The organism is Chitinophaga sp. HK235, from assembly GCF_018255755.1.
GTDB lineage: Bacteria > Bacteroidota > Bacteroidia > Chitinophagales > Chitinophagaceae > Chitinophaga.
On record NZ_CP073766.1, the window covers coordinates 3,523,018 to 3,545,515 of the forward strand.

Consider the following 22,498-nt stretch of genomic DNA (forward strand, 5'->3'; position numbering starts at 1 on the left):
TTATAACACGGGAATGCTTATTTTTATAACAGACCGTTGATCCATGACCATCCTGAATTCAGTCCATACACCAGGTTTCGAAATTATCTTTAACCACGCTACCCAGGGCATCCTGCTGGCAGATGGAGCGGGTATGATACTAGCTGTCAATCCATGTTTACTGCAGTGGAGTGGTCACCAGTCCGAAGAGCTGCAGGGGAAGCCAGTCACCGGGCTACTTTCCGGCAGTCATGAAAAAGCGCTCCTGCACTGTAAAAATGGAAGCCTGTTGCCCGTTAATGCGGGATGCACCACTTATGACCCATCCTGCAGGATTTATTTTCTGACCGATCTTTCTGCACAGCAACAGGCTGTTCATACCCTGCAGAGAAGAGTGAATGAACAAAAGCTGGAAGCCCATATCATGGCGGGCAAAGAATCTGCCTACAAGAGAGTCAGCAATTTCCTCAACAGTATCTGGACCAACCTGGATGCCATACTCATCGTCACAGAACCGTTGGGACATATCCGTTTCTTTAATCCGGCTGCGGTAAAAATGCTGGGATATCCGGCCCGGGAAGTGACAGACACCGAGTCCCTGTTGCTGTTCCTTGACCACCAGGAGCTGCTGCGCCGTGCAGCCATGCTCTCCAAAGAGCTGCAACAAACGGTAGACCCGGGTATCGATACCCTCACCGTCCGCGCCAGGCTCAACATGCCTAATGAATACGAATGGACTTTTATCCGCAAAGACGGTACCCGCTTTCCGGTAGCCTTAACGGTGTCGGCCATACGCGATGATGCCAACCGTATCACCGGTTATATCGCCATCGGCCTTGATATCTCCGCACGCCGTAAATCAGAGTCAGAGCTCCGGCAGGCGCTGGACAAGGAAAAAGAACTGAACGTGCTCAAATCCAGATTCGTATCAATCGCTTCACACGAATTCCGGACGCCGCTCAGCACCGTACTGTCATCTACCTACCTGTTGGAAAAGTATAACACCACAGAGGACCAGCCCAAGAGAATGGCACATATACAAAAGATCTCTTCGGCCGTACATATGCTGACCGATATCCTGAATGACTTTTTATCACTGGGAAAAATTGAAGAAGGAAAGATACAGGTACGGCCTTCCCTGGTGGAAATCAAAAAATATGTTGAAAAAATCCTGACCGAAACGGAAGGACTAAAACGGGGACAACAACAACTCATATACACTCATGAAGGACCTATAGAAAGCACGCTCGACGGAACTTTGCTGCGACATATCCTCACCAATCTCGTGTCCAACGCCCTGAAGTTTTCACCGGACAACGGTATCGTTTATATACATACCCAGTCAGCACCCGGCTATTTCAACCTCTCGGTCCGGGACACCGGGATTGGCATCACAGCCGAAGACCAGCAACACCTGTTTGAAAGATTTTTCCGCGGCAGCAACGTGGAAAGCATACAAGGCACCGGGCTTGGGCTGCATATCGTATCCAAATATGCAGAGTTGATGAAAGGACAAGTCACGTGCAACAGTGAACCAGACAAAGGCACCGAATTCATCGTTTACATTCCCACCCCCCAAATTTGACCATCTTGGAAACAATCCTGCTAATTGAAGACAACAAAGACATCCGCGATAACCTGGCGGAAATCCTGGCACTGGCCAATTACAATGTACTGACAGCTGCCAACGGCAAAGAAGGTGTGACCATCGCGCTGGAACAACAGCCCGACCTAATCGTATGCGACATCATGATGCCCGTGCTGGATGGCTACGGCGTATTGCATATGTTGCATAAAAATGAAAGCCTGCGCCCTATTCCGTTTATTTTCCTGACCGCCAAAACAGAGCGCACCGATGTCAGGAAAGGAATGGAAATGGGTGCTGATGACTACATCACCAAACCTTTCGAAGGAGCAGAACTGCTCAGCGCCATCGAAAGCCGTCTCAAAAGATGCGCAGAGATCCGGCAACAGGATGCTTTTGGCATCAATGGCCTGCATACCCTGCTGTCGAGCACTTCCGGCAAAGACCTGTTATCTTCCCTGAAAGAAGATCGTAACACCAACCACTACAAAAAGAAACAACAGATATATGCAGCGGGTAACAGACCCGACTGCCTGTATTATATCCTGGAAGGAAAAGTAAAAACCTATCAGCGGAATGATGATGGGAAAGAGCTGATCACAGGACTGTACAATGAAGGGGATTTTCTGGGTTACACCGCGCTGCTGGAAGCAGGCGCCTATCAGGAAAATGCGGAAGCCATCGAAGATACTACCCTGGCCATTATACCGCACCAGGATTTTGAAGAACTGGTAGGCAACAATCCGGAAGTGCTCAGCCGGTTTGTGCAGCTGCTCGCCAAAAATATCGCGGAAAAGGAACAGCAGCTGATTGCACTCGCCTACAGCTCGCTGCGCAAAAAGGTAGCCTCAGCGCTCATTACGCTGGAGCATAAATACAACACCACACAAAATCCGCATTTTGAAATAGACATTAGCCGTGAGAATCTGGCTGCAATGGCCGGCGTGGCAAAAGAATCACTGATCCGTACGCTGGGCGATTTCAGGGATGAACAACTGATTTCACTAAAAGACGGCACCATTATCCTCGTGGAGAAAGACAGGATTGCTGCCATGCGCAACTAGCAACTGGTAAAAATTTTTAGCCCCGGGCATCTGCCCGGGGCTAAAAATTTCTCTACACTATCATCTTCACATTCCCCACATTTCACATGCACAATCTCTACATTCCACTTTCACAGTCCCCACTGTTCTCTTCACGGTACCTTTCTTTTGATTCTCTGCGCAATCTTTTACATTAATTCCTTTCAAAATTTATCAATCATCCAAGGTTTACTCTATTTGCCAGCTACGCAACAGGTTATTAAATGCTGTTTTCATTTTTTCAAATTCCTCCTGCATTTTCCGCATATCATGCGTTAATACAGGCCAATCATGTGGTGCTTCTTCACGTGGCTGAGGTACGATATCCAGCCAGTCCAGCTGTTCCATAACTTCATGACGCAGCAATTTCAGGGATTCATTTTTGCTGATCATTTTTTCTTGAAAGGCTTCCGCCTGGTCCAGAAAGGCACGGGAATTAACAAAGCGCAGCGAGTCTGTCAGCCTGTCCAACAGGGCAGTATTTTCTTTTCGTAATGCTTCCAGTATACTCAGCCATCCTCTGCATATCTGCTGGTCTTGCAGATTTTTACCCCTGATTTCTTCCTGGTTGTTCATGGTTAGTGAAACTAATTGTAATACATCTGCAGGCCGTTCAGCCGTTGCTGGTCTTCCCAGTGTTGCAGCAAGGTGACCATACCGCGCTGGATCAGTGACATCTCCTTGATGCAGTTGATCAGGTCCTGCATTTTCCTATCTGCACAAATATCATTAATATTATTGTCATTATCAACGCATTTCTGTAAAAATCTTGCAGTGGTATTGCTTTCTTTTACAAATGCTTTCATTACTTCTCTTACATTACCGTGATAGTCGGGCCTGAAAGCCTGCAGCACCGTTTCATCTGCCTTAATTTTCAGCGCCGGTTTCAATTCCTTCTCCAGGCTCTCCAGCACTACAGACCGGTAAGTGCTCAGCTCTCTGTAATAACTGATGATCACATCATTAAACTCCATAAAGATTACGGCATGCTGCTTCATCTCCTGGCGACTTGCCACATACAACGCTTCCAGCTTACGGGAAAGCCGTTCTGCATGAGGTACTGCCCTGTCCTTTATCTGCCGGGCCAGCTCCGCTGCATAATAACCATTGAAGTCAAACAGTTGACGCTGATTGTCCAGCAAAGTTTTTATTCCGGACTTTGTTTTATATTGTTTGAAGATAAATCCTCCGTACTGACGCAATCTTCTGATCGGATAAAACAGAAAACCTTCACAAAATCTCCGTTGCAGCGATGAGGAAAAAAAACCGGTAAACATATGCGTTCATATTAAAAAAAGAAAAACATTAAATATTCCCGACATCACAAAGGTACCTCCACCTCCATCTCTGGACAATGATATCCGTGGTAACATCTAATGATTGTCATCAACAGGAACGATGACGGTCGTCATCGGAGAGCCCAAACTGAATACGGTGGCTCATTTCACCATCTCAGTAGCTGGTGGCCGGTAATCCATACAACGGTAAACCAGGAATTTACGCACCACCCGGCCCTGCATTTTTACTTCTATCGGTGGCAGAGGCTCCACCGACACAAAAAAAGGACGCAGCTCTGCCACAAAAAGCCGCTCGTCGCTATCGTCATTCACATCTGTAAGCGAATTGATAAAGATGGCATTCCTGCCTTCCAGGCGCCGTAAATCGGTGCCTATATAATCAAACTGCAGTGCCGGTTGCCCGATGATATTTCTCGAATATACCATCTCGCCCAAATAAAAATTGAGCATGGCACTGGTCTTATAATCATCTGCAGAAAAAATAAAATCGCCAGGATAAGCCTTGTGCAAGGTTTTCACCGCTTTGCCCAGTCCTTCCCAGCCAATCATCGTATCATCAGAATGAATGGGGGCCGGGTAAAAAATTATCTCCACCGCCAGCACCAGATGTACTACCAGCGAAACCATCCACTGCCAGCGTATAAACTTCATGCCCATCCATGTACTCACCCAGATAATACCCGTGATATATGCAGGCATCATCCAGTTGATCTTCACCCAGTATATAGGAGATATCAACAGAAAAATCAGGAACAGCGGCAGAAAAAAGCAGTACAGAAACAGCTGCTTTACCGGCACCCGCCCAATATGGAACCGGTATTTCCGGAAAGCCTTGTACAGATAATAAAACAACGCAACCAGCAACACCGGTATCAGCACCGCGGCCTGATGACCTATCACCCCGAAAAAATCCAGCAGATGCACTTCCATCCCGCTTACCCTGCCGGAAGACTGAAAGCGGAAAGAGGCAAATTGATGTTCTGCATTCCAGATCACCACCGGAGATATCGTCAGGAAAAAGAAAGCGACTGCCAGCAACAGCCATGGTGACCATAGATAATGCCGGTGACGGGGCGACAGTAACAAAAACAAAACACCACCAGCCGGCAGCAGTATACCTGTATACTTACTGTCAAAAGCCAGTCCCATAGCGATGCCCGCCCATATCCAGGCCACACGGCTGCCTTCAAACAACGCCTTGTACAAGGCTATCAGTGATAGACACCAAAACAACATCAGCGGCACATCCGGCGTAGACACCAGCGACAGCAAAGTAACCATCAGCGTGGAATACAGCAACAGCCATGCATTCCAGGCACGGTGCCGCGACAGGAAACAGGTGGCCAGCCGGTAAAAAGCCAGCAGCATACAAGCCGTCACCACGGTATCCGCCAGCTTGATCACATAAGCATGCCGGCCCAATACGGTAGTGAATAAACGTAATATATAGGCAATAGCCGGTGGATGATCAAAATACGAGAGCGCCAGATGCTGCCCGTAAAAATAATAATAGGCATCCTGTGGCATCAGCCCCATCAACTCAATAAAAGACAACCTTAATACCGTAACCACACAGATGGCAAGCGCCAACCATTTATTTGCTGAGATATAAGCTATAAAAGTATTGTTCGCACCAGGTTTCCGCATGTGTAGTAGTAGACTGTTGGATAAATATGCCCTCAAGAACCATTCCGGCTGGAATCGCCGTTTGAAAGATAAGACTTTTGTTCCTTGCCGCACTATTATTATCTTGGGGACAATAGTCTTCCCATAACTTTTACCCTTATCGCGGTGTTAATCAATGCATAACAGCGCACTAAACAGCAGATCCCATGGCGGTAAAAATCAATCTTCCGGAAAACATCAAAGGGCTCGATGATGCCACAGTGGAAGCATCGAGGCTGGAAAACGGGCGTAATGTACCGCCGGAGCCTTCTATCAACCCGGTGCTGGCACTGCTCAGGGAGATCCTGCAGGAGCCTATGCTGCTGTTGCTGATCGCGGTCACCGCCATCTATTTTGTATTGGGAGAATGGGGAGAAGCCTACTTCATGCTGGCCGCCATCGCTCTGGTGTCGGGCATCTCCTTTTATCAGGACAGCCGCAGCCGCAAAGCACTCGAAGCCCTGCAAAAAATAAACGAGCCCCTTAGCAAAGTAATCCGCAACGGTACGTTGTTGTCTGTCCCCACAGCTGATATCGTGAAAGGCGATATGCTGGTGGTATCAGAAGGCAATACCATCAATGCCGACGGGGTGATTGTACACAGCAATGATTTTTCTGTCAATGAATCTGCCTTAACAGGAGAAGCCTTTGCTGTTTTTAAAGATGCCGACAGTGAGGACAACTACGTATATAGTGGCACGGTAGTCGTGTCCGGCCTTGCTATCTGCCGGGTAGAACAGGTAGGCGAATCCACTAAAATAGGTCAGCTGGGCAGGGCCATCCTCGACATCCGGGAAGAAGCCACCCCATTACAACTGCAGATACAACAGTTTGTGAAGTGGATGGCCTTTATCGGCATCGGTGTTTTCCTGGCTGTATGGCTTTTCAACTTCATCCGCAGCGGCAACCTCACCGACAGTCTGCTGAAAGGGCTTACCCTTGCCATGTCTATACTGCCTGAAGAAATACCCGTAGCCTTCACCACCTTTATGGCACTGGGTTCCAGGCGTCTGATGCAGCTGGGTATCATCGTCAAAAAAATACGCACCGTGGAAGCCCTGGGCAGCGCCACCATTATCTGCACCGATAAAACCGGCACCATCACCGAAAACAGAATGAGCCTGCAGGCTGTATATAACGCTGCCGACCATACGTTGTATGAAAACGATCATTGGCCTGCAGCTGTCATCCGCGATGCCATGTGGGCCAGCGAACCAGTGCCTTTCGATCCCATGGAGAAAACGCTGCATCACTTATATGCCGGTCTCACGGTAACGGATGAACGGCCGCAGTATAAAATGGTCCATGAATATCCGCTGGATGGCAAGCCTCCTATGATGACACATATCTTCGAAAATGGAAACGGGTCCCGCATCATCGCTGCCAAAGGCGCCCCGGAAGCGATCCTGGAGGTATGTCATCTGCCGGAGGCAGAAAAAAACATCGTCCAGCAACAGATCAATGCACTGGCACTCAAAGGTTACCGGATACTGGGGGTGGCCACCTCTCCCTTTACCGGCAACGATTTCCCGGCACAGCAACAGCAGCTGCCTTTTCAGTTCTCCGGGCTGGTAGCTTTCTACGATCCTCCCAAATCCAATATCAGCCATGTTTTCCAGCAGTTTTATCAGGCTGGTATAGAGATCAAGATCATCACCGGCGATAATAGTATCACCACCAAAGCGATTGCGCAGCAGGCAGGGCTGCGGCATTCCGACAAGGCCACCGATGGGGAAGTGTTGATGAAGATGCCGCAACAGGAGATGCAGTCCGAACTGCTGAATGTCAACATCTTCACGCGGATGTTCCCCGAAGCCAAGCTGGCAGCTATCAATGCGCTGAAAGCCGACAGCCAGGTGGTAGCCATGACCGGCGACGGCGTTAACGACGGTCCCGCTTTAAAAGCAGCACATATCGGCATCGCCATGGGCCAGAAAGGCACCGAGATCGCCAAACAGGCTGCCGCCCTTATCCTTGTCAATGATGACCTCTCCGGCATGGTAGACGCCGTAGCCATGGGCAGAAGGATCTATACCAACATCAAAAAAGCAGTACAATACATCATCTCCATCCATATTCCCATCATACTCACCGTATCCCTTCCCTTATTCCTGGGCTGGGTATATCCCTTTATTTTCACACCGGTGCATGTGATCTTCCTCGAGCTGATCATGGGGCCTACCTGCTCCATCGTTTATGAAAATGAGCCGATGGAGCCCAATGCCATGCAGGTGCCGCCACGTCCTATCAGTCAAACCTTCCTCTCCTTCCGGGAGATGAACATCAGCATCCTGCAGGGACTGGCCATCACCGCCGGCGTGCTGGGAGTGTATCAGTGGAGCGTATCCCTGGGCCATACCGAAGTATATACCCGCAGTATGGTATTTACCACGCTGGTGCTGGCCAACGTGTTCCTGACACAGGTAGACCGCTCCTCTTATTTTTCATTTATCACCAGCATGCGCAACCACAACCGGCTGATGGTAGGCATCATTCTGCTCACGCTGGTGCTGCTGGCAGGCATGCTCTATATTCCGCCGGTAGCCGGTTTCTTCAGTATAACGGCATTGGATATACGCTCACTGCTCACCTGTGCCACTGTTGGCGCAATATCTGTGTGGTGGTTTGAATTGTGGAAAATGAGAAAGAGATTTAGGAATTTATAAATTTTTGGATTTAGGAATTTTGGGGATCGGTGTTGAAGAGAATAACAGATTATTTTAAAAAAGTGTTTTCGCGCCTACAACAAATAACTAAATAACAAAATAACTAAATCGATGACGGTTTTTGCTACAAGGATCATTCCTCCCGATGGACTGGAATTACTGGAACGTGCAGGCGTCAGCGTTACCCAATGGACTGAAAAGCGTGCCCTTTCTGCAGCAGAACTGATCACCCACTGCCGTCAGTATGATGCTTTGCTGCTCGCCAGCAGCAATCCGATCGACCGTCCTTTCCTGGAGCAGTGCCGGCATCTGAAAGTGGTGGCGCTGTTATCTGTAGGATATAATCACGTAGATGTAGCCGCTGCCAATGAGCTGGGCGTGCCGGTCACCAATACGCCCGGCGTGCTGAGTGCAGCCACTGCCGACACCGCCTTTCTGCTTATGCTATCTGTAGCCCGGAAAGCCTTTTACCAACACAAAAGAATATTACGTGGCGACTGGAATTTCTCCGAGCCTACGGCCAACCTGGGCATGGACCTGGAAGGCAAAACCCTGGGCATATGGGGACTGGGCAACATCGGTTATGTGATGGCACAACGTTGTGTCAGCGCTTTTAATATGAAGGTGATCTATCACAACCGAGGCCACAACGAAGCCGCAGAGAAAAAGCTGGGCGCCGTGAAAGTATCTTTCGATGAGCTGCTGGCCCAAAGTGATGTACTCTCCATCCATACGGCCCTCACGCCGGAAACAGCCGGCACCTTTGATATGACCGCCTTTAAACGGATGAAACCTTCGGCTATATTCATCAATACCGCCAGAGGTGCCATACACCACGAACCCGACCTGACCGCAGCCATCGAACAGGGCATCATCTGGGGCGCCGGGCTGGACGTCACCAATCCCGAGCCCATGCATCCCGACAACCCGCTGCTGAACATGCCTACTGTGGCAGTATTACCACATATTGGCTCTGCCACCGTAGAAACCAGAAACGCCATGTCTGTAATGGCCGCCAGGAACATATTGGCCGCTTTCAACGGCCAGCCGCTGCCTAACCAGGTGACCAGCCTGTAACAGCATCGCAGTCACCATTACAAGCCTGCTGTCCCGTATGACAGCCTGGTGATACAAAAAGTTTTTACGCTCAGCAACATCTCAGTCATCATCATCGTAATCAATCATAATTATCATAACCCATCACAAGCATCACAGTTATGAGAAAGGTGGCTATCATTGGCGGCAAACGCATCCCCTTTGTAAAATCCTTCCGGGAATACAACAGGGTGTCCAACCAGGAAATGCTGACAGCCTGTCTGAATACCCTCATCAAAGCCTATCAGCTGGAAGGTGTCCGCATCGGCGACGTAGCCCTGGGCGCATTACTCAACCGTTCTACCGAATGGAACTTTGCCAGGGAATGTGTACTGGGTACTTCCCTCGATCCGCATACGCCGGCCTATAACGTACAGCGGGCCTGTGGTACCAGCCTGGACGCCATCATCCAACTGGGACTGCGCATCGCAGCGGGACAGATAGAATCCGCCATCGCCGGTGGCAGCGATACCAACAGCGATCTCCCGCTGCTGCTGCAACAGCAGCTTTCCTGGAAGCTCACCGCCCTCAAAGGCGCCAAAACACTGGGTGAACGACTTAAAATACTGGCCTCCCTCCGCTTCCGCGATCTGTCTCCTGTATATCCCTCTATCGTAGAACCCCGCACAGGCCTGTCTATGGGACAACATACCGAACGCATGGTACAGGAATGGGGCATCAGTCGGCAAGAGCAGGACGCCCTCGCCTACAACAGCCACATGAACGCCACCCGCGCCTATATCGCCGGCTTCTTCGAAGGACTGGTATTTCCCTTCAGGAATGTGAGCCGTGATACTATCATCCGCTCAGACACCACGCCCGAAAAACTGGCCACCCTCAAACCAGCTTTCGACTTCAGCGGTAAAGGCACACTCACCGCCGGCAACAGCACTATCTACACCGATGGCGCCGCCGCCCTGCTGCTGGCCTCCGAAGAATATGCACAACGCCGGCAATGGCCCGTACAGGCGTACCTGTTAGATGCGGAAACAGCCGCAGTGGATTATGTACACGGGGAAGGACTGCTCATGGCGCCCACCTATTCAGTAGCCCGCCTGTTAAAACGAAACAACCTGCGCCTGCAGGACTTCGATGTATATGAAATACACGAAGCTTTCTGCGGACAGGTATTATGTACCCTGAAAGCATGGGAAGATGCAGCCTACTGTAAAAAACTGGGATATGACGCTCCACTTGGAAGCATAGACAGGAGCAAACTGAATACAAAAGGAGGCAGTGTAGCGATAGGACATCCTTTTGCAGCCACCGGGGCCAGAATAGTGGCCCAGGCAGCTAAAATACTCCAGGAACGCGGTGAAGGCAGAGCACTGGTATCGATCTGCACCGCCGGTGGAATGGGCGTGGTCGCGATCCTGGAGCGGTAATATCTTTAGCGGATTACTTTTTCCAGTTCCTGCTGTAAAGCCTCTCCACGCAGGTTTTGCGCAATGATACGGCCATTGGGATCTATCAGGAAGTTCTGAGGAATGGAATGAATAAGATACAGTTTAGCCGCATCTGCATTCCACCATTTCAGGTCACTCACATGATGCCAGGTAAGACCATCTTTCTCAATAGCTTCTGTCCATTTATCATGTGCACCTTCACGATCGAGGGAAACACCCAGCACGGTAAAGTTTTTGTCTTTATACTGGTTGTAAGCCTTTACCACATTTGGGTTCTCAGCCCGGCAAGGTCCGCACCAGCTGGCCCAGAAATCCAGCAGCACATATTTACCTTTCAGATCAGACAGCTTCAAAGTTTTCCCATCAGGTGTTTTAGACGCAAAATCAGGCGCCAACTGGTTAATGCCCAGTTTGGCAGAGGCATTCAGTAATTCTTTGATACCCAGTCCGAAAGTGGAATTACGCAGTGTCGGCGTAAACTTGCTCAGCCGTTGCTGCGCTGCCGGAACGTCTTTTACGCGGGAACCCAGGCTTTCCTTGAAACTCAGCAGGCTGATATAATAATCAGGATGTGCATCAATAAAAGCATCGGTGATATCAGATTTTTGTTTCAACAGGTTGTCCATCACCTGCCTGGAAGCGATTTCCGCAGCGGTGTCAATTTTCAGTTTACCTTCCTGCCATGCCCGCATCCGGCCCATCGCTGCGCCTCTTACCACCTGCAGGCTGTCATTTACCTTTTTAAGGGAGCCTTGCAACTGGTCATACTGCATGGTTAGCGGAGCACCTTTCAGCACACCGTTTTCAAATACGTTCGCAACAGAAGTGTCCTTCGCTGTCAGCGATACGTTGTCACCGGGCTTCAGGAATAAAGTCCTGTTCCCATAATAAAATTTACCATCTGTCTTTTTGGTTACCCGTATACTCCCCTGAATAGTGTCTTCCAGCGGATACGCAAGGGAGAAAGCTCCTTTCTCTACTTTGGCTGAATCCAGTATATTGTTCTTAAAACCGGCGCCTTTGCTCAGGAAAATATACTCACCGTTGAAGATAGCTGGCACTTTACCGGTAATGGTCACACCGGCCTTCTGCGCATACAGATGGTTCATGGCTGTCAGGGCAGCACAAATAAGAAAAACTCTTTTCATTGCTTAATGGTTGGTTGTGGCCGGCAAAGTATCAAAAAAATACCTGAGCGCTGACAAATATTTGATAAAAGGTTATAAGTGCTGCGGCCTGGTCTTTGCGCAGCATTTAATAAATCTGATACCATGACAGAAAAACGCAAACTCGCCGGACAACCGGAAGGAGAACAACTTCAGACCCAACGGGAAGAAACCGGTGAGTTCAAACAAACAGAAGAGACCAGTAACTATGATGTGAGTAAAGATGATGATCAGCTGGATAAGCAGGAGGAACAGGGAGATGAGGAAGATGAGGAAGATGAGGAAGAACTGGAATTTGATGAAGAAATGGATGATGAAGATGAAGAAGATGAAGACGAAGATGAAGAAAACTCATAGTCAGTTACGAATTACGGATTCGTAATTCGTAACTGATTAATTATAGTTTGTGCAATTGAAAATACCCCAGATGCAATTCATCCGTAACGGTATCTTCCACTGGTGTTAGCTTCAATTGATACTGTGCCCTTACAGGTTCAGGGAGTATATCCTTCACCGGTATAATATCATCTACGTCTACTCCGTACTTGTCATCTACATGGGAAGTAGCGGTAGCAAAGGTAGTATGTTTGTAGAAGGTGGTTTCTTTGGCATCCCGGATGGCAGCACCAATATCTTTGTTAACACTCAGAATCTTATAGTGAAACTCTTCCATTTCTCCCGGTTTATAACCTCCCAGATTCAGGAAGTATAGTTGTTCGGGATTGTCCACCGTTTCTGTTCTGGGCACTACGGTGATACGGTAGTTGTTCACATGTGTTACTTCCCTCCATCCGTCTACATGTAGCTTTTCCCCGGCTTCGGGCCAGAAAGCCTTCAGGTCCGGCACCAGGTCGCTGACCTTGCGTGCAACACCAAAAAACACATCATGTTGTTCTGTATGACGGCCGGGCAAATCGCAGCCCAGCAACAGCATATAAAGTTTTAAATCTTCCATTGAAAAACGGTTTAGCGGTCACGGCAGCAAAAGTAAAATTTCCTGTGCGCAATTCCCGCCATTCATTTTACAGATGTCTGCAAACAGGCTGCAATCCGGCCCGGACAAGTAATATCCAACTCGTGCATCGAAATTTTACGGCAGGTTAAAATGTAATTCGCTACCGGAGAAATAATACCGGATACGACTGGTTGTTTCGAGATGATGCAGGAAAGCTGTTAATTTATTCTTTTCCAGCTGGCCGGAGGCTGTGATGTAGGCTATTTCAGGTTTGTCAAAAATTATCTGTACGCCAAACCAGCGTTCCAGCATGGGTTTCAGCTCCCTTAGTTTTTTATCCTGATAAGTAGCGACACCTTTCATCCAGCTCAGTACTTCCGTAGTATCGAAGGGGGCTGTACGTATACCGTTGTAATCGCCGTATACCGACTCAGTACCGGCTTTCAGCGTCACAGCTTCGTCGGTGGTGCCTTTTACGTTGACAGTACCTTCTATCAGGGACACCCGTACTCTTTCATCGTCGTAGGTATTGATATTTAAAGTGGTACCCAGCACCGTGACAGTAGTATTGGGCGTATGTACTACAAAAGGATGTTCTGCGTTGGCGTTTACTTTAAACCAGGCTTCTCCTTCCAGATATACCTCTCTTTTATTACGGGCGAAGTTGAACGGAAAACGTAGTCGGGATGCAGCATTCAGCCATATCTCCGTGCTATCCGACAAGATAAGACGGTAATCAGCTCCTGCAGGCACCAACAGTGTATTCAGGCCATAACCTTTGGACAGACCGCTGTATCGGAGTAAGCCGGCATCGTTGTGCAGGCGTACTTCTCCCACCTGCCATATCTGTACGGCACTGTCTCCGGTGAGGGCCAGTGAAGTACTTCCCGGGACCAGCAGCTTTACGGCGGACCTGGCGAGCACATAATTGCGGGAAATCAACCTGTCTCCCGGAACATGCTGGTGAGTGTGGTAGATGAAATAACTGCCGGCAGCGATCAGCAATAGTATTACGGCTGCAGCCCAGGCAAACCACTGGCGGGAAATGATCCGATGCGGCCGGGCTGTCCCGGTATCGGTGGTCTGCTCCGTGGCATTTCTTCTGCGCTGCGTATTCACAGTTGTCAGTGTTGTCTCCTGCTGCAGGGCAGCCCACTCTTCACGAGCGGCAGGATCCTCCTGCAGCAGTTGCTCCAGCTGCTGTGCAGCAGACTCCGAAAGAGCGCCCGTAAGCTGTTCCTTGAACAATATCCGTATTTGATCGCGGTTGGTGGTCATTACAGGTATAATACGATTAAAATGTTCTTTCAGGTAAACTGGGTTAGCGGTTTTTCAATCTGATATTTTTATCAGGTCGAGATAAGTTTGTATACTGACCGGTTGGCATTAGCTTTTCCAGTATTGCATTTAAGAGACCAAAATAGTAAAAAATAAGCTGCTCCCCGCTGATTTCTTTCCTGCCAGTGCTGCTTATAGATACTGCTTTATGAAGGCCAGTGCCCGTTCTTCCGACCAGTAAAATTCTTCATAGAACCGGACAAAGCCCACATGTCCGCCATATAACGGTGTTTCCAGAAAAAACGTATTACTGGCGTCAGCTATTTCGTAAGGGAAACAGTCCGATCCCAGAAACGGATCATCTTTGGCATTGATCAGCAGGGTGGGAATACTGATCTGGTGCAGATAACGCCGGGAGCTGCATTCCTCCCAGTAGTGCAGTGCATCCCGAAATCCATGCATAGGGCCGGTATAGCGGTCGTCAAATTGTCTGAAACTCCGGATACTGTCGTAACCTTCCAGGTTGATGTCGTTGGGATACTGCTGTTGTTTAAGCTTTAGCTTCTCCTCCAGGTTCCGAATGAACCGCTGCATATAAATGATATTATGCCGCTTCTCCAGCTCTGCAGAACTGCTTTTCAGGTCTACCGGCACTGAAATGCCCACTGCCGACCTGATTTCCGGAGCAATACGGGTTCCTTGTTCCCCTACATATTTGAGGGTCACATTTCCTCCCAGGGAAAAACCCACCAGATGAATGGATTTATATTTTCCCAGTGAAAGAAGATACTGCACCACACTGTGCAGATCGCCTGTTTCCCCACTATGATAAAAACGCAGCAATCTGTTAGGCTCTCCACTGCAACCTCTGAAATTCATGGACACGGTATCAAAACCTGCCCCATTAAAAATATGCACCATACCCAGCACATATTTCCGGGTAGAATCACCTTCCAGCCCGTGTAATATCACCACTATCCGGTCGCTTCCCTTTTCACTAAAATCCAGGTCCAGAAAATCCCCGTCCCGCGTAGTAATCCGCCGACGCTGATAATCCACCGGCCTGATCTTCCGGAACAGGGATGGATAGATCGTCAGCATATGACGGTTTTGTAATAAAAAAGGCGGCTTATAGTCGGACGGATTAGCTACTGGCATGAAACTGAACTGTGATCTCTATGATTTTTATTGATTTTCCTGATATGCGAAGATAAGTGTGAAGATTCAGTATGAGCATTTTATTTAATTTCAATATATGTTTATCGCTTCTATCTTCTCGCTTATCTTCGCATATCAGGAAAATCAACAAAAATCATATAAATCACAGTTTCAGGAGAATCAGTAAAATCAAACTAATCATTGTTACCTACTTTCGGCATAGAAAAAATATTTAATCTTCCTTACAGACAGGAAGATTTCAGGATGATACAGCATCAGCCTATCAACCAGCCTGTGATTGAGGAAGCGCACAAACATGATTTTTTTATGTTGCTGATCGTGGAGAAAGGCAGCGGTACCCATACTATTGACTTCCATGATTATAAGGTAAGTAACTACACCGTTTTTTTTCTGGCACCCGGGCAGGCCCATCAGTGGCATCTCTCTAAGAACACCACTGGTTATCAGGTGATGTTTGCCGGAGGGTTTATGCTGCATAAAGGGCCATTATGGCCTTTTTTCACGCCTTCAGCGCCACCATTGCTCAAACTCAGCATCGGGCAGTATGAACAGCTGGCCACTGAGTTGCGGTTGATGTCTGCAGAAACCGCCGCCAATATTACACAGCACCGGTTACAAATTATATTGTTGCTCCTGCAGCGCTGGTATGCCAGTGCTTATCCTTCGGAAACAGCGGCCTCCGGCCACCGGCTGATCAACCGGTTCCTGCAGCTCCTGGAAAAACATTATGCGCAGCACAGCGAAGTCAGCTACTATGCCGCCAAACTACACGTAACAGCCAGCTACCTGAATCTGGTATGCAAAAAAGAATCTTCCACTACCGCCGGTGAATATATCCGCGAACGGCTGCTGCTGGAAGCTAAACGGTTGCTCACCCTCACTGATATGGATATCAAGGAAATCGCCTTCTCCCTCGGTTTCAACGACACCTCCTATTTCTCGCGTTTCTTCCGGAAATATACCGGACAGACACCTGTCAATTTCCGTCGGCAGGTCTAACTACTTATAAAAAGTACCTTCCATCTGATAATCAGTACCATTTCCTGCTTATCGACGGGTGTAATTTTGCCGCAAACAAATAATAGTATGAAAAATGTGATGCAGCCGCCCATCGAAAGGAAGGACGGCCTGATGAACAGCACCCTGGTGTTGTTGATGGCAGTCACCTGTGGAATGGTAGTAGCCAATATTTATTACAATCAGCCGCTGTTACTGATGATCGCGGAAACATTTCGCGTGAGTGAAGAAAAAGTAAGTGTCATAGCCACTATCACACAGGTTGGTTATACACTGGGATTGTTTTTTGTAGTACCGCTGGGCGATAAAACAGAAAGACGCAAACTGATATTGTGGAAGCTCGCAGGAGCAGTAGGCAGTATGTTGATGGCAGCTGTGGCAGTCAACTACTACATGATGGTAGCAGCCAGCCTGCTGATAGGATTTTTTTCTGCTGTCCCGCAGCTGTTGCTGCCTATGGCCGCTACGCTGGCACCGGACGAAGCCCGGGGAAAAATAGTAGGTAAGGTGATGAGCGGCCTATTGATAGGTATTTTGTTATCACGCACCCTGAGTGGCCTGATAGGTGCACATCTTGGCTGGAGGGCCGTATTCCTGATCGGGGCTGTAATAATGATTATCTTATTGATGGTACTGTATCGTAAGCTGCCGCTGGACCCACCTGTTTTCACCGGCAGTTATGGTAGCCTGATGCGGTCATTGTTCTCACTGGTAAAAAATTTCCCTCCCCTGCGCCAGGCTGCCATGACCAGTTTCCTGATGTTTGGCGCCTTCAGCATATTCTGGACAACGCTCGTTTTTCTGCTGGAAGGAGCTCCATTTTTTTATAAAAGTGATGCAGTAGGCATGTTTGGACTGATAGGTGCCTGTGGTGCACTGGCAGCACCAATGGCCGGGAAATCAGCCGACCGCAAAGGGCCTCAGTTTGCGATCAGATTGGGTATTATCGCTACACTGGTATCGTTTGTGATCATGGGAGCATCCGCTACTTCACTCGCCGGGCTCATCGCAGGTGTTATACTGCTCGATATAGGCATGCAGGTGACACATAATCTCCAACCAATCAAAAGTATTTGCCTTATTGCCCGCAGCCCGCAGCCGGCTCAATACGGTTTATATGTCGAGTGCCTTCTCCGGTGGCGCCATCGGATCTTTACTGGGCGCCCAGGTATGGAGCCACTGGCACTGGACAGGTGTATGTTTCCTGGGAGGAACCTTTGTAATGATAGCCCTTCTTCTCAACCTGCTGCAACAAAAAAATTAAGCGAAGCGCACTGCGCTTCGCTTCAATATTCTCACAATCTTCTCTTATCTGACAAACTTCGCTTCCATCTTCTCACATCAGGAGAATCATCAAAATCACACCCATCATAGTTTATTTGATAAGGGAAAAAAACCTGTTCCACCGGATGTTACTTCCCTTATAGGTTTTATGATAACTAAACCATATCACCCAGGCCTTACCGATCAGATGGTCTTCGGGTACAAATCCCCAGAACCGGGAGTCGACGGACTCGTGCCGGTTATCGCCCATCATCCAGTAATAATTCATCTTAAAAGTATAGGAGGTGGCTTCCAGCCCATTGATAAATATTCTGTCTCCTTTTACTACCAGTTTGTTATTTTCATAAGTTTCAATGATTCGTCTGTAAAATGGGAGCACACAGGTATCCAGTTGAACAGACGCTCCTTTTTTAGGAACATACACGGGGCCGAAGGTATCTTCACTCCAGGGAAACTTATACGGCTCTCCGGGGAAAATACCACGACGCGAGCGCGTCTTCATATCCGGTTGTATCGTATCACCCCATTCGCGGATAGTTTTTACATTATCAAGCGTGAAGTTATAGGTATAATATCTGGAAGAATCCTGGCCTATGCCGTATCCAGGATCCAGGCTGAGTTTCTTTTGTTCTTTCTCCTCGAAAGGTTTACCGGACCTTGTTTTCACCTGATAACCGGAAAGAGAATTGGGAGGAATGAACCCAGGCTGACCATTCACATAAAGCTGACCATCTATTACCTGAATGGTATCTCCGCTGATGCCTACACAACGTTTGATCCAGGTCTCCCGTTTGTCTACCGGCCGGTAGACAGGATCACCATAAAATAGTTTAAGGGAGTCAGGGGTAAGATTACGCTTCATGGTATAATAGTCCGCATCACCACCTGAGTTATCATATAGTGCTGTATCGCCACAGGGATAATTAAACACGATCACATCATTACGGGTGATATGACTAAAACCAGGCAATCGCATATAAGGCCATTGTATAGCAGTGGAAAAGGCTTTCGTTCGTTTGGTGAAAGGCAGGGTATGATTTGTAAAAGGCCATGCCAGTGGGGTCATGGGAATACGTGGACCATAGCTGATTTTACTTACAAAAAGATAATCATTGATTAAAAGGGTCCTTTCCATAGAACCGCTGGGGATCATAAAAGCCTCAAAGATAAAAGTCCGGATCAGTGTAGCCACGACTATGGCAAATATAGCAGCATCCACCCACTCCCTTATCTTCGATTTTTTTTTCTGAACGCCTCCGGCTCTTTTTCTCCTCCAGAAAAATAGCTTCATCGAGTTGGCTTTAGGATAAAAAGTTGTCTTAACAATTTAACTAAATAAAACCACATCCCCGTAAAATTTATTTGGCTAAAACCCGCTGCAGTAAAGCCGCAGCAACATTTCTTTCATCAGATGCATCTGTTTTATTAATTTCATGCCCCGGCATCTGTTTTAAACCGATACCGCTCATTATCCACGTTACAAACTTTACGATAAAATGCAGAACTCAAGACGTTACTTTATCCAGCAGGCCGGACTACTCGCGGCAGGCATGATGCTTCCCGGCGGCCTTTTTGCCCAGACAGAAAAAAAAGCCTTCGCCCGTAAAACAGGCCTCCAGCTATATACCCTGCGTGACCTGCTGGACCGCGATGTGAAAGGTACTATCACCCGGGTGGCACAGATCGGCTATCAGGAAGTGGAAACCTACTACGGCTACCAGGGCGACAAAGACAAAGGGACCTTCTGGGGCCTCACTCCCGCTGAACTCAAAGCCCTGTTTCAGGAATACCGGCTTACCTCACCCAGCGGGCACTATCAACTCAATGACTTTCTCACTCCAGGCAATGGCAACGATGCCGCACTGCAGCCACAGATAGATCTTGCCAACCAGCTCGGACAACAATACTTTATTGTGCCCGTACTCCCACTTTCATTATGGGATAAAAAACTTACCGCCGACGACTACAAGTTCATGGCAGAGCAGCTGAACAAAGCCGGTGAAATATGTAAAAAACATAACCTGCACATAGGCTATCATAACCATCACTGGGAGTTTAAAAAACTCGCCGGAAGCAATACCACCGGTTATGAGGTGATGCTCAAAAATACCGACCCATCGCTGGTATCGTTTGAACTGGACCTTTTCTGGGCCGTTAAATCAGGAGTGGATCCACTGAAACTGTTTGCGCAGGCCCCCGGCAGATTTGTGGCCTGGCATGTGAAAGACATGGATAAAAAGAACACAGCCAGCCTCACGGCTCCCGGCAATGAAAATAAAACATCCATGCAGTTATTATCCGGCGTTAGCTTCGCCGAAGTAGGCACCGGCAGCATCAACTTCCGCCAGATATTCGCCAAAGCCCGCGAAGCAGGCGTACAGCACATCTTCGTAGAGCAGGATAAAATCACCATCGATCCGTTTGAAAGTATTACGAAGAGTTACAACTATGTGAAGAATGTATTGCTGAAATAGCGGGGATACCAATTAATTACAAATGACCATTATTGTTAGTAGATAACTTAATGGTCATTTGTGTAATATTATTTCGCCAATTTCCTCGAAATGTTTATCAGCTGTGTATAATGGCAGATTATACTGACAAGCAAAAGCTGCAATCCATATATCATTCTCGGGAATTGGTTTTCCTTTTCTTAATAATGCTGATTTTATATTTGCATACATTTCAGCAGTAATCAAATCAGTTTGCAAAACATGGCAGTTCAATAAAAAAGAGCGAACCAGGGTTAAATGTTTAATAGGATTTGCTCACAACCGTCCTCAATGATTTTCTCAAATGATGCTGCCTCTTCAGGTGTCATCATATTGCCAAAATCCTTAAAGCTTCTGCGGTGAATAGGCTGAACATTACTTTTTGCTATAACAGTCTCTATTTCAGCAAGAACAGCATCATCTTCTATTTTTAGTATTTCTTCAATCAGATGAAGTTTTTTTGCTTCTCCATACATAGGGCAACATCTTTAAATCTCACCCGTCAATAACAATATGCCGTATTTTCGCACTTTAAACAAAAGCGCAGTTATATGTCGATGCATGAAATAGAATCCCTGGTGGAGTTATCCGTTTATTGTCTGCATGAAAGCCAGGACGATTCACTGGACCGCAGAAGCCTTTTTTACAGTCTGTATGATCTGCAATCACAGTTTGATACCGGCTTTACCCATTTCCGGGTAATGGACCTGCTGATTCAACACCATTTCGTATATACTTTCCCGATAACAGCACACCCTGCATATACACAGCATCAGGCTTTTTTTGATACGCTGGCAGCCACGCAGAAGTTCAGCTTCATCTATACACAACCTGAAGCGGAATGGGATGAAGAAACCAACCCGGTAGCCGGATATGCCAACTATGACCATCAGCAACAAACTTATATCCTGTATTGCGATGCCGGTTCTTCCTTATGGGAAGGCATGGTAGCCAATGGTACCCTGCAAGGTGCCGATGCGGTGGCACCTGAAAAAACGGACGTCTTCACCCTTGCCCTTTGCATTGCTAAAGCCGCCGCACAACAACAAAACAAGGACCTGCTCAACAGCTGGTACCTCCTGTTGCCCTTCATGGTGATGGCTGCCGAACAGGAAGGAGAACCTATTGACTACAAAGCACTGGAAACTATACTGGACCTCGTAGTGGCCAATGATGCCATCTTTGAAGAAGGACTGCCTCCCGCAGACGAACTGCCGGAAGGAGGTGAACTGGGTAAGTTTTGTGCCTGGTGGTATGCTCCCGCTAAAGATAAAATGAAGTCCACTGCAGAGCTGGATGGTGACATCGACCTGGAGGCGATCCCCTTTACACAACAGGTAGATAAAAGTGCAGCCTGGTATGACAACGAGGTAAGGACCCTGCTGGAAAGTATTAACCACAGCATTACCTTCATGGAAGACAACGGTTACAATGAGGATATCCAGAAGAGTGTGGAAGGCCGCCTGAGAATGGGACTGGAATATGCACAGAAGGGAATAGAACTGGCTCCCAATGAGCCGGGAATGCTGGTCAACAAAGGTTCCCTTTACCTGCTGCAACAGAGTTATCCGGAAGCACTGGCCTGCTACGACAAAGCGTTGGCCATGGCACCCGACAATACCTTCGTACATCTCAACCGCGCCATCCTCTTTTATCATATGGAAGATATGCCCCAGGCCATCGCTTCCTTTGAGAAAGTGCTGCAGCTGGAACCCGGCAATGAATTTGCACAACAGTGGCTGACCCACCTGAAAAATAATGGATAAGCGACTTAAACATATTGAAACAGCACTCGGCATCACCCTGCCGGGTGCTTATGTCCGTTTCCTGGAAACACAACAAAGCTCCGAAAGCCTGCTGGTAACAGATCTGGTAACACTATACGGTACCGACGATCTCATAGAAAGAAACCAGACCTATTCGGTACAACGCTATCTTCCCACCTATATCAGCATCGGGGATGACAGCGGTGGGAGCGGTATCTTTCTGGACACCACTTCCGGACAACCCACTGTATACACTACCGGTTATGGTGCACTGGACCCTGATTGTATGGAAGTGCTAAGTGACGATTTTACCGATTGGACACTACAAGGATACTCACTGGACATTATCCGGGAAGCCCCTGCTGTGATCGTTTTCAGGGAATCAGAAACCTACCGGCTCAGAAGCGCCTGGATGGCCCTGCACAAAGCTCTTTCCGCACTGGAAACGGAAAGACCTCAAATAGATCTTAAAACCTACTTACGTCGCAAACGCGATCTGCAAAAGGAAATACAGGACTTTGAAATACAACATGCCGGCAAGCGCTACCGGTTATAGCTATCCACCAATATTTCGCAGCCTTTTTC

21 protein-coding genes are annotated in these 22,498 nt (G+C 48.0%); 11 read left to right on the forward strand and 10 right to left on the reverse strand.

Translation table 11 applies throughout. From position 1 onward, the window contains the following. Positions 1 to 43: 43 nt before the first annotated feature. Together KD145_RS12380 and KD145_RS12385 are read left to right on the forward strand one after the other, a co-directional pair. Positions 44 to 1,564 (forward strand): PAS domain-containing sensor histidine kinase, encoded by a 1,521-nt coding sequence (locus tag KD145_RS12380; protein WP_212006189.1) that lies wholly within the window; start codon positions 44 to 46, stop codon positions 1,562 to 1,564. A gap of 5 nt (positions 1,565 to 1,569) precedes the next feature. Next, positions 1,570 to 2,628 (forward strand): response regulator, encoded by a 1,059-nt coding sequence (locus tag KD145_RS12385; protein WP_212006190.1) that lies wholly within the window; start codon positions 1,570 to 1,572, stop codon positions 2,626 to 2,628. Positions 2,629 to 2,835: 207 nt separating this feature from the next. Here KD145_RS12385 and KD145_RS12390 read toward each other — a convergent pair whose 3' ends face one another. The 3 genes from KD145_RS12390 to KD145_RS12400 all read right to left on the reverse strand — a co-directional run bounded on the left by KD145_RS12390 (position 2,836) and on the right by KD145_RS12400 (position 5,591). After that, a complete protein-coding gene (locus KD145_RS12390; RefSeq protein ID WP_212006191.1) occupies positions 2,836 to 3,222 on the reverse strand; it encodes a hypothetical protein in 387 nt (128 codons plus the stop codon). An 11-nt stretch (positions 3,223 to 3,233) separates the two neighbouring features. Further along, the gene (locus KD145_RS12395) at positions 3,234 to 3,923 is read right to left on the reverse strand and encodes a hypothetical protein (RefSeq protein ID WP_212006192.1); all 690 of its coding nucleotides are present in this window, start codon (positions 3,921 to 3,923) and stop codon (positions 3,234 to 3,236) included. A 162-nt stretch (positions 3,924 to 4,085) separates the two neighbouring features. Continuing rightward, positions 4,086 to 5,591 carry a glycosyltransferase family 39 protein gene (locus tag KD145_RS12400; RefSeq protein ID WP_212006193.1) on the reverse strand — a complete coding sequence of 502 codons (1,506 nt, stop codon included), beginning with the start codon at positions 5,589 to 5,591 and terminating at the stop codon, positions 4,086 to 4,088. Positions 5,592 to 5,776: 185 nt separating this feature from the next. Here KD145_RS12400 and KD145_RS12405 point away from each other — a divergent pair, with 185 nt between their 5' ends. The 3 genes from KD145_RS12405 (at position 5,777) to KD145_RS12415 (ending at position 10,755) form a co-directional block, all read left to right on the forward strand. Further along, positions 5,777 to 8,275, forward strand: coding sequence for a cation-translocating P-type ATPase (locus tag KD145_RS12405; protein WP_212006194.1), 2,499 nt, complete (start codon positions 5,777 to 5,779; stop codon positions 8,273 to 8,275). A 111-nt stretch (positions 8,276 to 8,386) separates the two neighbouring features. Continuing rightward, entirely contained in the window at positions 8,387 to 9,352 is a 966-nt protein-coding gene (locus KD145_RS12410) for a D-glycerate dehydrogenase (protein WP_212006195.1), read from the forward strand. Between the two features lie 140 nt (positions 9,353 to 9,492). Continuing rightward, positions 9,493 to 10,755: an acetyl-CoA C-acetyltransferase gene (locus KD145_RS12415; RefSeq protein WP_212006196.1), complete on the forward strand. Its 1,263-nt coding sequence runs from the start codon at positions 9,493 to 9,495 to the stop codon at positions 10,753 to 10,755. 5 nt (positions 10,756 to 10,760) lie between these two features. Here the strand turns inward: KD145_RS12415 and KD145_RS12420 are convergent, their stop codons facing one another. Next, positions 10,761 to 11,924, reverse strand: coding sequence for a TlpA disulfide reductase family protein (locus KD145_RS12420; protein ID WP_212006197.1), 1,164 nt, complete (start codon positions 11,922 to 11,924; stop codon positions 10,761 to 10,763). A gap of 123 nt (positions 11,925 to 12,047) precedes the next feature. On the opposite strand from KD145_RS12420, the gene KD145_RS12425 reads away from it, so the two are divergent. After that, positions 12,048 to 12,299 (forward strand): hypothetical protein, encoded by a 252-nt coding sequence (locus tag KD145_RS12425; protein WP_212006198.1) that lies wholly within the window; start codon positions 12,048 to 12,050, stop codon positions 12,297 to 12,299. 40 nt (positions 12,300 to 12,339) lie between these two features. Here KD145_RS12425 and KD145_RS12430 read toward each other — a convergent pair whose 3' ends face one another. From KD145_RS12430 to KD145_RS12440, 3 genes are all read right to left on the reverse strand, one after another. Next, the gene (locus KD145_RS12430; RefSeq protein WP_212006199.1) at positions 12,340 to 12,897 is read right to left on the reverse strand and encodes a DUF1543 domain-containing protein; all 558 of its coding nucleotides are present in this window, start codon (positions 12,895 to 12,897) and stop codon (positions 12,340 to 12,342) included. A gap of 135 nt (positions 12,898 to 13,032) precedes the next feature. After that, positions 13,033 to 14,175 carry a FecR family protein gene (locus KD145_RS12435; protein ID WP_212006200.1) on the reverse strand — a complete coding sequence of 381 codons (1,143 nt, stop codon included), beginning with the start codon at positions 14,173 to 14,175 and terminating at the stop codon, positions 13,033 to 13,035. A 192-nt stretch (positions 14,176 to 14,367) separates the two neighbouring features. Beyond that, positions 14,368 to 15,276: a YheT family hydrolase gene (locus tag KD145_RS12440; RefSeq protein ID WP_212006201.1), complete on the reverse strand. Its 909-nt coding sequence runs from the start codon at positions 15,274 to 15,276 to the stop codon at positions 14,368 to 14,370. A gap of 258 nt (positions 15,277 to 15,534) precedes the next feature. On the opposite strand from KD145_RS12440, the gene KD145_RS12445 reads away from it, so the two are divergent. Next, positions 15,535 to 16,353, forward strand: a complete 819-nt coding sequence (locus KD145_RS12445) for a helix-turn-helix domain-containing protein (protein ID WP_212006202.1) — start codon at positions 15,535 to 15,537, stop codon at positions 16,351 to 16,353. An 87-nt stretch (positions 16,354 to 16,440) separates the two neighbouring features. Continuing rightward, positions 16,441 to 17,745 carry an MFS transporter gene (locus KD145_RS12450; RefSeq protein ID WP_212006203.1) on the forward strand — a complete coding sequence of 435 codons (1,305 nt, stop codon included), beginning with the start codon at positions 16,441 to 16,443 and terminating at the stop codon, positions 17,743 to 17,745. A 1-nt stretch (position 17,746) separates the two neighbouring features. Here KD145_RS12450 and lepB read toward each other — a convergent pair whose 3' ends face one another. Continuing rightward, positions 17,747 to 18,946 carry a signal peptidase I gene (gene lepB, locus KD145_RS12455; RefSeq protein WP_212006204.1) on the reverse strand — a complete coding sequence of 400 codons (1,200 nt, stop codon included), beginning with the start codon at positions 18,944 to 18,946 and terminating at the stop codon, positions 17,747 to 17,749. A gap of 205 nt (positions 18,947 to 19,151) precedes the next feature. Here lepB and KD145_RS12460 point away from each other — a divergent pair, with 205 nt between their 5' ends. Continuing rightward, on the forward strand, positions 19,152 to 20,129 hold the full coding sequence (locus tag KD145_RS12460; protein WP_212006205.1) for a sugar phosphate isomerase/epimerase: 978 nt from the start codon (positions 19,152 to 19,154) through the stop codon (positions 20,127 to 20,129). 54 nt (positions 20,130 to 20,183) lie between these two features. Here the strand turns inward: KD145_RS12460 and KD145_RS32580 are convergent, their stop codons facing one another. Next, positions 20,184 to 20,381, reverse strand: a complete 198-nt coding sequence (locus KD145_RS32580) for a PIN domain-containing protein (RefSeq protein WP_212006206.1) — start codon at positions 20,379 to 20,381, stop codon at positions 20,184 to 20,186. A 20-nt stretch (positions 20,382 to 20,401) separates the two neighbouring features. Continuing rightward, positions 20,402 to 20,623 (reverse strand): hypothetical protein, encoded by a 222-nt coding sequence (locus tag KD145_RS12470; RefSeq protein ID WP_212006207.1) that lies wholly within the window; start codon positions 20,621 to 20,623, stop codon positions 20,402 to 20,404. A gap of 75 nt (positions 20,624 to 20,698) precedes the next feature. Here KD145_RS12470 and KD145_RS12475 point away from each other — a divergent pair, with 75 nt between their 5' ends. After that, on the forward strand, positions 20,699 to 21,913 hold the full coding sequence (locus KD145_RS12475) for a tetratricopeptide repeat protein (protein WP_212006208.1): 1,215 nt from the start codon (positions 20,699 to 20,701) through the stop codon (positions 21,911 to 21,913). After that, positions 21,906 to 22,469: an SMI1/KNR4 family protein gene (locus tag KD145_RS12480; RefSeq protein WP_212006209.1), complete on the forward strand. Its 564-nt coding sequence runs from the start codon at positions 21,906 to 21,908 to the stop codon at positions 22,467 to 22,469. Before KD145_RS12475 ends, KD145_RS12480 begins: the two co-directional genes overlap by 8 nt. Positions 22,470 to 22,498 lie beyond the last annotated feature (29 nt).

Bases quoted from the DNA above. Each gene is read 5' to 3' on its own strand.
- KD145_RS12430 (WP_212006199.1), bottom strand. From the start codon at position 12,897: ATGGAAGATTTAAAACTTTATATGCTGTTGCTGGGCTGCGATTTGCCC.
- KD145_RS12450 (WP_212006203.1), top strand. From the start codon at position 16,441: ATGAAAAATGTGATGCAGCCGCCCATCGAAAGGAAGGACGGCCTGATG.
- KD145_RS12380 (WP_212006189.1), top strand. From the start codon at position 44: ATGACCATCCTGAATTCAGTCCATACACCAGGTTTCGAAATTATCTTT.
- KD145_RS12440 (WP_212006201.1), bottom strand. From the start codon at position 15,276: ATGCTGACGATCTATCCATCCCTGTTCCGGAAGATCAGGCCGGTGGAT.
- KD145_RS12470 (WP_212006207.1), bottom strand. From the start codon at position 20,623: ATGTATGGAGAAGCAAAAAAACTTCATCTGATTGAAGAAATACTAAAA.
- KD145_RS12390 (WP_212006191.1), bottom strand. From the start codon at position 3,222: ATGAACAACCAGGAAGAAATCAGGGGTAAAAATCTGCAAGACCAGCAG.
- KD145_RS12420 (WP_212006197.1), bottom strand. From the start codon at position 11,924: ATGAAAAGAGTTTTTCTTATTTGTGCTGCCCTGACAGCCATGAACCAT.
- KD145_RS12415 (WP_212006196.1), top strand. From the start codon at position 9,493: ATGAGAAAGGTGGCTATCATTGGCGGCAAACGCATCCCCTTTGTAAAA.
- KD145_RS12410 (WP_212006195.1), top strand. From the start codon at position 8,387: ATGACGGTTTTTGCTACAAGGATCATTCCTCCCGATGGACTGGAATTA.
- KD145_RS12425 (WP_212006198.1), top strand. From the start codon at position 12,048: ATGACAGAAAAACGCAAACTCGCCGGACAACCGGAAGGAGAACAACTT.
- KD145_RS12480 (WP_212006209.1), top strand. From the start codon at position 21,906: ATGGATAAGCGACTTAAACATATTGAAACAGCACTCGGCATCACCCTG.
- KD145_RS12460 (WP_212006205.1), top strand. From the start codon at position 19,152: ATGCAGAACTCAAGACGTTACTTTATCCAGCAGGCCGGACTACTCGCG.
- KD145_RS12405 (WP_212006194.1), top strand. From the start codon at position 5,777: ATGGCGGTAAAAATCAATCTTCCGGAAAACATCAAAGGGCTCGATGAT.
- KD145_RS12435 (WP_212006200.1), bottom strand. From the start codon at position 14,175: ATGACCACCAACCGCGATCAAATACGGATATTGTTCAAGGAACAGCTT.
- KD145_RS12400 (WP_212006193.1), bottom strand. From the start codon at position 5,591: ATGCGGAAACCTGGTGCGAACAATACTTTTATAGCTTATATCTCAGCA.
- KD145_RS12475 (WP_212006208.1), top strand. From the start codon at position 20,699: ATGTCGATGCATGAAATAGAATCCCTGGTGGAGTTATCCGTTTATTGT.
- lepB (WP_212006204.1), bottom strand. From the start codon at position 18,946: ATGAAGCTATTTTTCTGGAGGAGAAAAAGAGCCGGAGGCGTTCAGAAA.
- KD145_RS12395 (WP_212006192.1), bottom strand. From the start codon at position 3,923: ATGTTTACCGGTTTTTTTTCCTCATCGCTGCAACGGAGATTTTGTGAA.